This window comes from Paracoccus broussonetiae (genome assembly GCF_031854425.1).
In the GTDB taxonomy this organism is placed as follows: Bacteria; Pseudomonadota; Alphaproteobacteria; order Rhodobacterales; family Rhodobacteraceae; genus Paracoccus; species Paracoccus broussonetiae.
Genome location: NZ_JAVRQI010000029.1, coordinates 14,829 through 29,076, shown reverse-complemented (window position 1 = coordinate 29,076; position 14,248 = coordinate 14,829). Strand labels below are relative to the sequence as shown.

Sequence of the window (14,248 nt, the reverse complement as noted above, 5' to 3'; positions counted from 1 at the left end):
ATCGCGCAAGCCGCGATGGCTGGCGTCGCAGGTGGCGAGCAGTTTTTCCAGCACCTCGCGGGTCACCGGGTTCGCCGATTTGCGTTGCCGCGGCCGGGCGGCGGCGCGGCGGGCGCGACCGCGAGCCTCCGCGACCAGTGGCGCCTGGAAAGGTGAGGACAGGTTCTTCATGCGATGGAAGGCGCGCCACGAGGCGATGCGGCGGTCGAGTGTCGCGGGCGCGGGGCAGGCGAGGCTGCGGCGCAGCCCGGTGGCGATCAGCGCCTCGGCGACCTCCCGGGCCGGACCTGCCGCCGCAGTCAGGTCCTGGGCGTGTTCAAGCAGGAAGCGCAGCGCCACCGCCTCGGATTCCGGCCAGGACAACGCCTCGCCGTAGGCCTGGAATTTCCAGGCGGCGATATAAGCCAGGTCGCGCTCCCAGGCCCGCAGGGTGTTCTCCGGGGTGCCGCGGCGCCAGAGATCGGTGAGAGCTTCGGCCTCGGCGGCGGAGAGGGCAGGGGGCGCGATCGGCAATATCATGGCTGCAGGCTGCGCTGCTTCCAGGTCGGTTTACAAGAGTCATGATAAGGGAAAATTATCGCGCATTAAGAATCGAGAAAATGCGCGCCGGTGTCATCCGCATATGCATTAACTATCGCGGATTGTGAAGATTATGCACAGTCTTTAATGCCGCTTTCCCCGCAAATGCTGCAGGCGAATGTGATCAGCAGCGCACCGAGATGCGCCGCAACACTGCTTCAAAGGAGGAAACTGTCGGCACCTAGGACGAGCCGATCATCGAGCAGGATTGCGAAGTCCGCGATCTTGTCGCCGTTCACGTCGCCAGAAATCAGGGTGCCCCCGGTGACCGTCCTTGCGGAGAGCTCACCGGCATGGCCGGTGAAGGCGGCATTGCCGATATAGTTGAAGGCTTGGTTCCCGGTGCGGCTCATGTTCGCGTCGATCCCGCGAAGATCGATGAGATCGTGCTGGGTCACGCTAAAATCGGTGATCGTATCACGCCCAGTGGGTCCGGCCGTCGAATCCGACAGTGCGGTGAAAACGAAACTGTCCGCGCCACCCCCGCCAGCCATGCGGTCTGCCCCGGTGCCGCCGTCGAGCACGTCATTGCCAGCGCCGCCATTGAGGGTGTCATTGCCGGCGAGACCAGAAAGGCGGTTGTTCCCCGCATTGCCGGTCAGGACGTTGCCAAGGGCATTGCCGGTTGCGGAAAGTGCAGCGGTTCCCAGCAGGGTGAGGTTCTCGACATTGCTGGCCAGCGTATGGCTGATCGAGCTTTGCACGAGATCGGTGCCCTGGGCCGCACCCTCGACGACACGATCTCCAGCATTGTCGACGCGGTACGTGTCGTTGCCGGTGCCACCGGCCATGCGGTCTGCCCCGGTGCCGCCGTCGAGCACGTCATTGCCAGCGCCGCCATTGAGGGTGTCATTGCCGGCGAGACCAGAAAGGCGGTTGTTCCCCGCATTGCCGGTCAGGACGTTGCCAAGGGCATTGCCGGTTGCGGAAAGTGCAGCGGTTCCCAGCAGGGTGAGGTTCTCGACATTGCTGGCCAGTGTATGGCTGATCGAGCTCTGCACGAGATCCGTGCCCTGGCCCGCACCCTCGACGACACGATCTCCAGCATTGTCGACGCGGTACGTGTCGTTGCCGGTGCCGCCGGCCATGCGGTCTGCCCCGGTGCCGCCGTCGAGCGCGTCATTGCCGGCGCCGCCATTGAGGGTGTCATTGCCGGCGAGACCAAAGAGGCGGTTGCTCCCCGCATTGCCGGTCAGGACGTTGCCAAGGGTATTGCCGGTTGCGGAAAGCGCAGCGGTTCCGAGCAGGGTGAGGTTCTCGACATTGCTGGCCAGTGTATGGCTGATCGAGCTCTGCACGAGATCCGTGCCCTGGCCCGCACCCTCGATGACACGATCTCCAGCATTGTCGACGACATACGTGTCGTTGCCGGCCCCGCCTCGCAACGTGTCGGATCCGAAATAACCATCCAACATGTTGTCGTGATCATCTCCTTCGAGATCATCAGCATGGGCTGATCCGGAAAAACCCTCGAAGTTCAATAGCGTTGAAGAAAAGCCTCCGTCCCCGCTCGAATAGAAGGTTTCACCCAAGCGAGCAACGATACCACTCCTCGCCAGTGCAAAGGATGCAATATCGAAACCATTTCCGCCATCAAGCGTATCATTCCCTTGGCTCAAATATATGACATCATTACCAGCGCCTCCGAGAAAATGTTCGTCGGCGGCACCTCCCCGGACCGTGTCGTTACCATCGCCCGCGTTAATTTTACCGCGAACGGAGCCGCTTCCGATCGAGATGTAAATGTCATTGCCACCTTCGAGGAGGACGTCTCCAATGATCGTGCCACTGTTTTTGACGACATCATTTCCCTCAATGGCCGCTGCTATGCCGGCAATGCCGCCCTTGATCGTACCTGAGTTGTCAACATTTAGGCTTGCGTAGCGCGCACTCCAAGAGACGCAGATCCCGAAATCCCTACCGACTACATCTCCGGAATTGGTCATGTTCAGAACGGAGCCGCCTACGTAACTCGACGCCTGCAAGCCAACGCCAACGATGCCGCTATTCCCGGATAGACTTGCCTCGGTGGATATTGTTCCATGATTCAAAACCGTGAGGTATCTCCCCGCCACCCCGTGCCAAGTTCCTGTAATAATTCCAAAATTTTCGATCAGCGCCTCGCCGCCGTCTATGGATACATCACCGGAAATCCGTCCGTGATTGATAATGGAACTCGTTGCGGGCCAAGTGATGTTGAATGGCCTTATTAAGATGGAGTTGTAGTGACCTGCCGTTTCAATGAGGCCAGTGCTCGACACGAATATCGTATTATACCCTCCATAGGCCATAACGGCGTACTGCCCAGACACTGTCCCGTCGACCGTCAAGGTCGAATTGCCATTCATTTGTATGGCGTATTCCGCCCTGACCCCTTGGGTGATCCGCTCATCCAGAGCCACGGTGAATTTAGAATTACGTGCAAGAATGATATTGGAAACGATGTCCATGAGCTACCCGAGAGATCTAATTTCTTCACTGCGAATTTCGAGTGCAATCGAGATTGCCGCCGCCATCCGAGGTCTAGCTATCAGCAGCCGAGACGGCAAGGTGATCTGCAGTGACCTGCGACCAAAGCCACGCAAACCGGTTCCCGGTACTATAGCCGGACGTCAGACCGCACTCTTACGGCACACCGGTCGGAGCAGAGGCGCATCCGTAATGCCCGCCACTGCAATCCGTCGCATCACTGCTCGGGCGACATGCCGGATAAGTCCTGCATGCGATGGAAGGCGCTCCAGAAGGCGATGCGGGGGTCGAGTATCGAGAGGGAGGGATTAGTGGCGCGAGTTGCTCCGGGTTGCCAGCTCGCCGATGAGTTGAAACTGTCGTTCTGGAAGTGGCCAAGGGCGCCCGCGTCGAGGCATCTATCGCCGTTCGGTCGAACTTGTCGGCGGGGGCTTCGCACTGATCAAGCGAAGCCGGGATTTCACGCTCATGCCGCGGCGTCCGGTGCTCGAGCGGCAGGTTGGAAAATCGGTTTCTGGATTGATGCGCGGCGACGGCATCAGCTGGTCGATCGGGCGCGGTCGGACCGAGCGTTTCATGAGCTGATACTTCGATCGTCCGCCTCTTCATGATGGTAGGATCGTCGCGACGTTGCTATGTTCCAGTTGGGCCCGGTAAGGCGAGACAACATCGCCGGCCAGGCCTCTGGCCCGGGCCATTATTTTCCTTGGCCAAGCATGATAGGAACTTGAAGCTAGCCTCGCCGGATAGCCTGCAAGCCAACGAGGTATTTAGTGGCCAATGAAGTCTTATAGTTTCGCCGATTTATTTGCAGGGTGCGGGGGCCTTTCACTTGGACTGTCGCAGGCAGGACTGAAGGGCAAGTTCGCGATCGAGCGCGATCCGATGGCCTTCGAGACTTTTTCGGCCAACTTCATCAAAAGCCCGCTGCCGAGTGTCGCCTTTGATTGGCCGGTCTGGCTTGCGAAGCAAGCTTGGGACATCGAGCTCCTTCTTGCACAGCACAAGAATGACTTGGTCGAGCTGCAGGGCGCTATCGACGTGTTGGCCGGTGGACCGCCCTGCCAGGGCTTCAGTTTTGCCGGGCGGCGCGTCGAGGGAGATCCTCGCAACCTGTTGTTCGAGAAGTATGTGGAGGTCGTCGGCGCACTCCAGCCACAGGCCCTCATCCTGGAGAACGTGCCAGGGATGCGCGTGGCCCATGCGCGTCGCAACATCGTGGACCTCCCGGTTCCCGGCGGGCAGGTCGAGAAGCCGAAGTCCTTCTATGACAGGCTTGTCGATAGCCTCGATGTCGCCGGGTACAGGATGGAGGCCATGCTGGTGGATTCGTCCCGGTTCGGCGTCCCCCAGCGTCGCTCGCGTCTGATCGCCGTCGGAATCCGGAAGGATCTGTGCGAATGGTTGGACGGCGGTATCGCGCGGATATTCGTACTGCTCGAGGAAGCGCGGCTTGCGCAGCTCAAAGAGCTTGGCCTTCCTGAGGCAGTCAGTGCCTCCAGTGCCTTATCGGACCTCGAGACCGCTGGTCGTGAGATGATCGACTGCACCGATCCGGAATCAACCCGCGGCTTCCGCGAAGTAAAATATGGCGCGCCAACGACGACTTATCAGCGGCTAATGCAAGCTGGGCACAATGGCAGCATGGATAGCATGCGGCTCGCCCGGCACCGTAACGACGTGAGGGAACGGTTCGCCCGCATCCTTGCGGAATGTCGTAAGGGCGTCCGCATGAATGACGAAAGCCGCAAGACCTACGGCCTCAAGAAGCACCGGATTTACCCAATGGACAGCGGCGAACCCGCCCCGACAATCACCACCTTGCCGGACGACATCCTCCATTATTGCGAGCCGCGCATCTTGACCGTTCGCGAGAGCGCTCGCCTTCAGTCGTTTCCGGATTGGTTTGCTTTCAAGGGGAAGTTCACGACCGGCGGCGACCGGCGCACAAAGGAGTGCCCGCGCTATACGCAGGTTGGCAACGCCGTGCCGCCCTACCTTGCGCGCGCGATCGGTATCGCAGTGCGCAATCTCCTTGAGGAAGTCGCCCTAACGAAATCGCTGTTCGGCGATGGCGCAGCGGGACTACCGGCCGTCGCGACGGCTCAGGGGGGATAATGACTGGGGAAACAATGGTGGCGCCGTTTCCGGCGCAACTCCTGAATTGGGCTGGAAACCGGTCGGGCGGCGTTCGTCGCCTATTCGATGCCGGCAGCGGCAGGCCAGGCCAAACGGTGTTCGAGACGAATCTGTTGCATCGCCTGGAAGGCTGGGCTCGATCAATCGCGTCGGAACCAGGTTGCGTCCCGCGCATCTTGATGCTGGTTGGTGGACCGGGGAATGGCAAGACCGAGGCGATCGAGTCTACGGTGGGTTGGCTCGACGCGGCGTTGGGCGCCGATGGCAAGCTTGCGGCAAAGCTCAGGAAATCCTTCTTCCCGCCAGAGGGTACGGCGGTTCCACGCCTCGTCCGCGTCGATACGACGAGCCTCGGGGCTGGAGCGCGCCAGCTAGGCTTGTCGATCGTCCAGGATGCCTCCGCCGTGGTTGGCGCGGCAGGCAAGCAAGCTCAGCTCCTGCTCGAGGAACTCGAGGCCGTGCAGGCAGCCGGTCCAGACGAGGCCTATTTGTGCTGCGTGAACCGCGGCGTGCTCGACGATGCGCTGATCGAGGCGATCGACAACGACCGAGAAGGTTCGCGCCGCCTGCTCGAAGCCGTGACTCGCGCGGTTAGTCTGGCTCCAGACGCTCCATCTTGCTGGCCGCTCGCCGGTTTCCCCGAGGTTGCGGTATGGCCCATGGACGCGGAATCGTTACTTCTCTCGCCTCTCGCGGGCGGCGAGGAACCAGCACGAAGCCTGTTGCGCACTGCGCTCGACGATAAGAAATGGCCAGTATCAGGGTCGTGCGCTGGGGGCGCATCCTGTCCGTTTTGCGGCAGCCGCGAACGGTTGGCGCGTGAACGCGAGGAACGGTCGCTCCTGCAAATTCTTCGATGGTTCGAGGTAGCGAGCGGGAAGCGCTGGAGCTTTCGCGACCTATTCTCGTTGGCATCCTACCTGCTTGCCGGCCACCGCGTATCGCCCCGGGAGGCTGGCCTCGAACCTTGTGAATGGGCAAGAAAGCTCGTTGGCCTCGACGAGATAGCGCGCCGGGGGGGCAAGCCGTCAAAGGAGCAATCGACGGCCATCTTCCAATTGGTCGCGTCGCAATACCAGCACGCGCTCTTCCACCGCTGGGAGCGCGACGCTGGTCCCATGCTGCTGCGCGAGATCAAAGAACTCGAGCTGGACGACGACAACACTGCGATGGGCTTGCAGTGGTTCCTGTCCTCCCGCCGGACGGCATATCTGCCCACGATGATCGGCAGCGCACTCGAAGGCGTCGCCGAGCTGCTTGATCCTGCACTTACCGATCCCGACACCGAAGTACAGGCAACCAAGAGTACCCGCTTTGCGCTCCGCGAAATCGATGTAAGGTTCAGTCGCTCGGTCCTAGAGGGCTTGGACTATGTCCGGAAGCTGCAGGTGTTATCGCGGCTCGAGGTCGACCTCATCGGGCGGTTGGCTAAGCTGGACGCAGCGCTGTCGGTCGGAGGGGTGCGCCGGAAAAGGCCAACATCGGCCACCAATGTGCAGCGATTTGTCCGCGACTTTGCTTGCCGCCTCGTCCGGCGGGCTCTTGGAGCCCGCACAGCCGCCGTGCTCGATGCCCCGATCCTCCAGGATTTCCAGCGCGTGCTTGAGGATACCGCCGGCGACGATCTGTTCGATGTCGCGCAGGAGGTAGAGCAGCTGCTCAACCGGAATCAGGACTTCGAAATTTCCCTGACGACGACCTTCGGCCAGCCCCTGCCGCCGATGATTCGACGCGCGACCCTGGCCGTGCCGTCTCGCTCGGTGCAGCCGCTTGATGCCGAGAAGGCCGGCAGGCCGGCGTCCCCGATTTGCTTTCTAATGGTCGGCGATGGTCGATCGGGCCAGCCCATTGCGTTGACCTACGACCTCTTCAAGGCAGTGAAGGAACTCGAAAAGGGAATGTCGGTGGCCTCGCTGCCGCGAACCGTACTCGCGCTGCTCGATACGACGCGTGCGCGTCTTTCCGGCCCGATAGTTAGGGACAAGCTCGTGCTCGACCGGGCTCGTATCCGGATTGGATCGAGCGGCACGTCGGTCGTTCAACGACGGTCGGGCTTCGCCATTCGCAAGGAAGGCGAGGGGCGATGACGCTGGCAAAATTCAAGGAAGAACCGTGGCGCACCTCCCATGCGGCCTACCAGGATTCGGCGCTCGCGATGTCGCCCGCGCCCGAATATGCAAGCTCCGAAGTCATCCTGTCGTCATTGTACCGGCATGTCGGCCTGGAGGGTGCAACTGAGCGCACCGTGCCGCAGCGCGGGCGCGACATCGACAAGGAAGTCCAATGGTGTCGCGATCGGGCACGCAAGCCAGATTTGGCGGCGCTCGACGCGGACACTTTCCACATGCTGCTCCATTCGGTCCTGGAAAGCCCCAAGCTCCCGAATCAATCCTCAAAGCGATTCGTGCAGGTTACGCCGCTGGTGCCCCAAGCCACGGTCTTCTCAGGATCGGCGCGGCTTAGCAGCAATTCATGGCCGGCAGGCGCGTTGATCCGCCGCATGGTGTGGCTCGGATCGCCTGACGCGGCAACGGCGACCGCGATTTGGCAAGCGTTGTTCGATGCCCTTTCGGTGACCGAAAACGACGATATCTTCGCCCGCTTCCTGCAAGCCGAGATCGAGGCGTGGTCGCCACAGCCAGTCTGGGCGGCCGTCGATCCTGGTGAGCAAGCGACGCTAGACCCGGCCGACAGAGATGGCTTGGACTATCCGGCACGACGCTTCGTTCGTGATCTTGGCTCAATCATTTCCGCGAAGGATTCGATGACTCGCCGGCAATGGACGAGCCTTCTCGAAGCGATCGTCAGGCTCGCTGCGGTCGCGCATGTCATCTGGCTGTGCGATGTCCATGCCAAGTCATGGGAATGCATTAGGGGGGCGCTCGACGGCAACGGTCCCGTCGACGCGGCCGCGGCGCGCTCAGCGATTTACCCCAAAGCCTTCCAATTCTTGTCCTATGGTGATCGCGCCCTTCCCGGCATCAAGGACCGCGCGTCAGCCTTACTTCAGGCCCGTCTCGGCCTAAACGCGACGCTGTGGGCGCTGCAGGCCACCGGGATCGAGATAAGGTCATTGTCATCAGCGGCGGCCGTGGCAGAAGTTTGCAAACGCGTGCGGGCGAGCGCGCGCGTCGTGGAGGCGACTGGAATCCGCGATGTCTTAGCCGAGGTGTCCGAACGTGAGACTCGGACCCTCCTGTGCAAGAAGGGGATTGGCTCGAACATCATGGAGTTCGCGCGCCATGTTCTCGGCCAACGGCAGGCCGCGAACCCGGTCTTACGCGGTTATGATCAGGGCTTCTGGCTCCGAAAGCGCGGCACCAGCAATTCGAGTCCCTGGGTTGTCGGTCTGGGACCAGTCAGTGCGCTGGCGCTGGTGCATTGCTCCCTGGCAGGCACGACAGGGCCACGGTCGGTGCGCCGCCTGTCCCAGCATCTGGCCGGATACGGGGCAATTGTCGACTATAATGATATCGCAACGAACGACCTCGGCCACCAGCTGCGCATGCTCGGGTTGGTGCTCGACAGCCCCGATGCGGAGAGCGGCATGCTGCTCGTGCCGCCGTTTCCCACTCGCCAGGAAAAAACCGCATGAACCGCTTGGCATCCACCATCGCGGATCTCATTCGTGACAAGCTTTCGCAAACCCCTGGCGGCGAACATGGCGAAGTTCGACTGATCTTCCACGGCCCCCAGAAGGAAATCCTGGCTAAAGTCTTCGAGTTGCTGGCCGTCGATGGCGAGGTAGGCCCGAAGGTGCCCATCCTGCTTCAGCTACCAAGTTTGGCCCCGGGCGAGGAGAACCCGCCGGTCGGCGTGTCTGGCTATTGCGACGATACCCATTTGCTCAACCTGCGCAATTCACCCTCCCAGCCGACGTTCCTGGCCCTTGTCCCTCCGGGTCAGCACAGTATGCGCTCCGTGACGTCAACGACCGACGAGTTTGGCGTCGCAGCCGTCAACAACGGAGGCAACGTGCCCTTCGAGGATTGGTGGGAGGACGAGTTCATCCAGGAATTGGTACGCCTCGGCGTTGGCTATGTGGGCATCCAGGAACGGCAGCAACGCGACGATGCGCGGACCTTGGTTGGCCATGCCGCCTCTGCCGCGGATGAAATGGATCCGGAGCGCACTCAGCGCGCCGCCGCGTGGAAGGTGCTATCGCGCCTCTTCTCGGGGGTGCCTGGCCTGGCCGGCCTTACGCCAGCGCAGCAAGTCAGCCTTGCTTGCGGCATGCCGCCGATGCGCGACGGCGCGGTATCGTCCCGCGAGCAAGTGGCGGTCCTGGAGAAGATCGCGGATGCCATGTCCGATGGGTTCGGTCCCGGCGTCCGTCGTGCGCAGGAGAATGCCAGCGAGGAAGATAGTCACCACCTCGACGCCTTCCTCGCCCACTTGCGCGAGGCCTGCGACCTTCCAACGGCGTTCGAAAGGGCGACGGCCGCCTATTATGCTCCGGCCAGCGGCTTGGACATGCCGGTCGCACCTGATTGGTGGAGGGCGCTAACAACCGAGAAGTGGTCGGAACTACTGACCGAGGATGCCGCCGCACAGGGCGACATCCGAATGAGCTGCTCGAATGCGCTTGTCCCCCTGGCCAAGGGCATGCCGAACCTCGTGGAAGGCAATGTTGCACTCACATTTGAGACGGTCGGCCCGGACGCGACGGGCACCGTGGTGTCGATCGAGCGCGGCAAGGGCAACAAGATCGGCGAGATCCGGGTTGGCGACGAGGAGGCTATCCTCCTCGATGAAGCGCCGCCTGGCCACAAGACGCCCCTTCGATACGCGGCGTCCGCCGACGGCTTCAAGCCCGGCGCGATCAAGGTGGTGTCGCTCGCGACTTGGCAGCCCGGAATTTTCGTCGCCTGCCGGCTCGCCCGAAAGCTGACTCCCCCCCGCAAGCCTACGCGTCGCGCCAAGGGGGCGCCAGAACTCGAGACGAGCCTGATCGTGCCCGGCGGCGGTCGCTACGAACTGTTGGTATTCACATCGCCAGGAATCGAACTGGACGCGGGGGCAACGGGTACCGCCGACGATACCCAGGATCGCATCGATGTCATCCAGCAACTTGTCGTTCGTCGCGTGCGCGAGGGAGTACATCAGGTCGAAGTTGAAGCGGAAACAAACTACCAAGTTGACATTGGCTTCAACCGGCCAGCAGCAGATGGCTCAGTGTCGCACGAGACCTGCCGCGTGTTCCTCGCGGTCGAGGACGTCGTCGAGCAGGGCTGCCGTAGCGAGTTTGAACGATTGATCCGTGCTAATCGTCGGGCGATCGAGCCTTCGGAGGCAAAGCCCGTCGTCCAGCTGAACCGGAGCGCCAGGGCGGCGAGCCTGCAGGATTGGATGCTGTCCGAGGATTATGCCGGGAGATCGTATCTCCCGATCGTGCTCGCCGACGACTATGTCGATGCCTGGGTCCAGCCCGCCTGGGGCACTGGCACCGGACCAATCTTCTCCACCGGGCGCTTCCTGCAGGATCCGCGCCCGGACGCCGCCGAGTTCCAGCCGCCAATCGGCTTCGTGGAAGCCAGGCAGCAACTTGCGGCGCGCATTCGCGGCACTGGCGACCAAACTGGGTTGATGGAATCGGCCGAACTAGGGAAGTGGCTCGCAATCGACGAGGATTTCCGCGCCCTCGTCGAGCAGTATCTCGATGCCTACCGAGCGTGGCTCGCCGCCGAACCCGACGTGGCATGCTGGGTCGACGTGGGTATCATCACGTCGCTGGAGGATGATCGCAGAACCATCTCCCGGATACCCGACGCGATCATGTTGTCGCCGCTCCACCCGCTCCGCCTCGCATGGCACGCGGTTGCCCAGAGCGTCCTGCTAGAGGCAGAGTCCGGGGGCAATCCGTGTCCGGCGGTGAGCGTCCTTGATCCCGACTGCGTCCCCGACCTATTGACGCTGTCGCTTCGATCGCCGGGCGGCATCGAGAAGATCGATTTCCTAGCCGTAGAAAATGGCACCGACTACTGGTCGGTTCTGTGGAACGGCGAGCGACTTGGCCGCCTTCCGAGCCGATCGAGGATCGCCCCATTCGGCGAAGCTTTCGGCATCTCGGTTGGCGGTATTTCCGTTGGGTTTAGCTCGGCACAGGTCGCCCGCGCACTGGAGGATGTGTCGGGCCTCCTCTCCGCAAAGCCCGTCGTCGGTGTCGTGGTGGCAAGCGCCGGCGGAACAACGGATGCTTGCAACGAGGGCCTCATTAACTGGTGCTCGGATCGATACCGCGAGGGCAACGGCCGCGCGCTTCGCCAGGCGGGGCCGCGCTTTGTCGAGATATATGACCGACGCGATGGCGACTCACGCCCAGACGATGCAACAATCGCCAACCTTTCGGAGGATACCCACAACAGCGTGCGGTGGTTCGATGGCCAGCCAGCGACTGCCCGGCCCGACCTTGGGATCATCGCACAGCTCGATATGTCTGAGCCTAGCGCTGCGCCAGTTACGGGGCGATCACCGATCGGACATGGCGGCTTGCTGCGCCATCGGATCCGCCGCCAGCTCCCTGGCGCATTCCTGAGCGAGACACGCCAGTCGCTGGCAGGGTCGACCTCCGGCGATGTCCTTGCCGACAAGGTCGCCGCTTGCGTTGGCACGATGGAAAGCCTTGGTGATCGTCGGACCGGCATGCGGTTCGCGCCGAACGTCAACGCCGTGCGCGACATGCTCGAGACGCGCCGGACCGATTTCGTCGCGGTCTCGTCCTCGGCGATCGATCCAGCCTGCTTCCTCGGCGGATGGTTGGAGGACGCTTACCTCTGGGATTACGACATGCCGTCCTATTCCCATCGGGCTGGCGATACAAACGGCTACTACCTGTTGTCACGGGTCAAGCAGGCAGATCGCGAAGCCCTTTCAAAGGCGCTTAGCCGCCTCCCGGGATGCGCGGCCATCGAGCCAGACCAAGTCCAGGACGTCTTGCTCGAGATCGCTCGCCGCGGGATTCCCACGATTAGGGGTCTGGCTGGCGATAATGCCGGCGCGACGGGCGATCTGGGCTTGTTCGTGGCCGTTCGATTACTGCAGGATCGGTTTCGGCTGTCGAACATTGGCGAGAGCCTCGTCCCGGTCATCGATGACACCGGCGAGGACGTCACCGTCTGCATCATCGTACCGGTCGATCCATTTCGGGGTTATTTCTCCGACCTCGCGAAATCCCTGGGCAAAGATCGGAAGGACACCTCCCTCTCTCGTCCCGACCTTCTGGTCGTGGGCGTCAAGCTTGGGGCGGAAGGCGTCCGAATCCACCTCACGCCTATCGAGGTGAAGTGCCGGCCCGGGTCCGTGTTCCCGCCGTCAGAGGTGAACGACGCCCTAGAGCAAGCGCGGTCCTTTTCCCGGCTTCTTGCTGGCATGCTCCCGCACGACGGCCAGCCTGTCGCCTGGGCCCTTGGGTTCCAACACCTGCTGCTCTCGATTATCGGCTTTGGCATGCGGGTCTATAGCCAGCATCCAGACGTCGTTGGTCGGGAAGCACAATGGGCGTCGCTCCATGAGCGCATCGCATCCGCCATCTTCGATCCACGACCATGCGTCTCGGTCGACCAGCGCGGCCGGCTGATAATCGTGGACGACAGTCCGCGCAGCGGCGTGCGCGACCGGGACGACGACGGCTTCGACGAGACCATCACGATCGGCAGCAGTGACGCCGGCCAAATTGTCGCCGGCGACCCGCTAGCCTTCTACGACAGCGTCCGGGCCAGGGTTGGGCCATGGGATCTCCTCCCGGCCCCCGGTGCGTTTACCACGGGCCTCGTGCAGCCTCATGCCGATCCGGATGCGGAAGCAACCTCCGAGGCGGCGTCGGCACCCACCAGGGATGAAAGCGAGGAGCCGGTCGCAGTCGAACTGGCGCCTGTTCTAACCCCGGCCGCAATGTCGGTCATAACCAAACCGAACGAGGTCTTGACCGGGATTGTGCTGTCGGTCGGCACCACGGTGGACAGTTTCCGACCCGGTCAGGTCCAGCTAAATATTTCTGACACCCGGTTGAACCAGCTCAACATGGGCGTGGTCGGCGATCTGGGCACGGGCAAGACGCAGCTGCTGAAGTCCCTGATTATGCAGATCTCGGACGCTTCAGCCGCCAACCGCGGAATTCGGCCGCGCTTCCTGATCTTCGACTACAAGCGCGATTATAGCAGTCCCGAGTTCGTCAAGGCGACGGGCGCGCGCGTCGTGAAGCCATACCGGCTGCCGCTCAACCTGTTCGACACGAGTGCGATCGGCGATGTCGCCGCGCCCTGGCTCGATCGCTTCCGCTTCTTCGCTGACGTGCTCGATAAGATCTACACCGGCATCGGACCCGTGCAGCGCGACAAGCTCAAGCGGGCGGTCCGATCGGCCTATGACGCATGCCTGTCTGGGCAACAACCAACACTCTACGATGTACACGCGGCCTATGCCGAGCTGCTTGATGGAAAGTCGGATTCGCCCATGGCGATCATCGATGACCTGGTGGACATGGAGGTGTTTGCTGCCAAGACGAGCGACACGCAGCCATTCGACGAGTTTCTCGATGGCGTGGTGGTCATCTCGCTCGATGCCTTGGGCCAGGACGATCGCAGCAAGAACATGCTCGTCGCGGTCATGCTCAATATGTTCTACGAAAACATGCTTCGTACGCCCAAGCGACCCTTCATTGGCAGTGACCCGCAGCTTCGCGCGGTTGATTCCTACCTGCTGGTCGACGAAGCCGACAACATCATGCGGTATGAGTTCGATGTCCTGCGCAAGCTGCTACTGCAAGGCCGGGAGTTTGGGACTGGCGTTATCCTTGCATCGCAATACTTACGGCATTTCAAGGTGAACGCGACTGACTATCGCGAACCGCTGCTAAGTTGGTTCGTCCATAAGGTTCCGAATGTCACGCCGGCCGAACTGTCCGCGCTGGGGCTGACGGGCGGCGCCGCCGAGATGGCAGAACGTGTGAAGTCACTCCAAGTCCACCAATGCCTCTACAAGTCGTTCGATGTACCTGGCGAAGTGATCCGCGGCTTGCCCTTCTTCGAGTTGGAGACGCGACGGGGCAAGGATGACGACTAGC

Annotated in this window: 6 protein-coding genes and 1 pseudogene; 5 read left to right on the top strand and 2 right to left on the bottom strand. The window is 62.0% G+C overall.

What is annotated here, in order from left to right:
• Positions 1 to 519: pseudogene (locus RM190_RS22650) on the bottom strand (tyrosine-type recombinase/integrase); the annotation flags it as partial.
• Between the two features lie 218 nt (positions 520 to 737).
• Positions 738 to 3,029 carry a calcium-binding protein gene (locus RM190_RS22645; protein ID WP_311761749.1) on the bottom strand — a complete coding sequence of 764 codons (2,292 nt, stop codon included), beginning with the start codon at positions 3,027 to 3,029 and terminating at the stop codon, positions 738 to 740.
• A 415-nt stretch (positions 3,030 to 3,444) separates the two neighbouring features.
• Here RM190_RS22645 and RM190_RS23465 point away from each other — a divergent pair, with 415 nt between their 5' ends.
• The 5 genes from RM190_RS23465 (at position 3,445) to RM190_RS22625 (ending at position 14,247) form a co-directional block, all read left to right on the top strand.
• Positions 3,445 to 3,633, top strand: a complete 189-nt coding sequence (locus RM190_RS23465) for a DUF3363 domain-containing protein (RefSeq protein WP_390908871.1) — start codon at positions 3,445 to 3,447, stop codon at positions 3,631 to 3,633.
• Between the two features lie 195 nt (positions 3,634 to 3,828).
• Positions 3,829 to 5,166 carry a DNA cytosine methyltransferase gene (locus RM190_RS22640; RefSeq protein ID WP_311761748.1) on the top strand — a complete coding sequence of 446 codons (1,338 nt, stop codon included), beginning with the start codon at positions 3,829 to 3,831 and terminating at the stop codon, positions 5,164 to 5,166.
• Positions 5,167 to 5,282: 116 nt separating this feature from the next.
• Positions 5,283 to 7,274: a hypothetical protein gene (locus tag RM190_RS22635; protein ID WP_311761747.1), complete on the top strand. Its 1,992-nt coding sequence runs from the start codon at positions 5,283 to 5,285 to the stop codon at positions 7,272 to 7,274.
• Entirely contained in the window at positions 7,271 to 8,782 is a 1,512-nt protein-coding gene (locus RM190_RS22630) for a hypothetical protein (RefSeq protein WP_311761746.1), read from the top strand. Before RM190_RS22635 ends, RM190_RS22630 begins: the two co-directional genes overlap by 4 nt.
• Positions 8,779 to 14,247, top strand: a complete 5,469-nt coding sequence (locus RM190_RS22625; RefSeq protein WP_311761745.1) for an ATP-binding protein — start codon at positions 8,779 to 8,781, stop codon at positions 14,245 to 14,247. Before RM190_RS22630 ends, RM190_RS22625 begins: the two co-directional genes overlap by 4 nt.
• The last annotated feature ends 1 nt before the right edge of the window (position 14,248 follow it).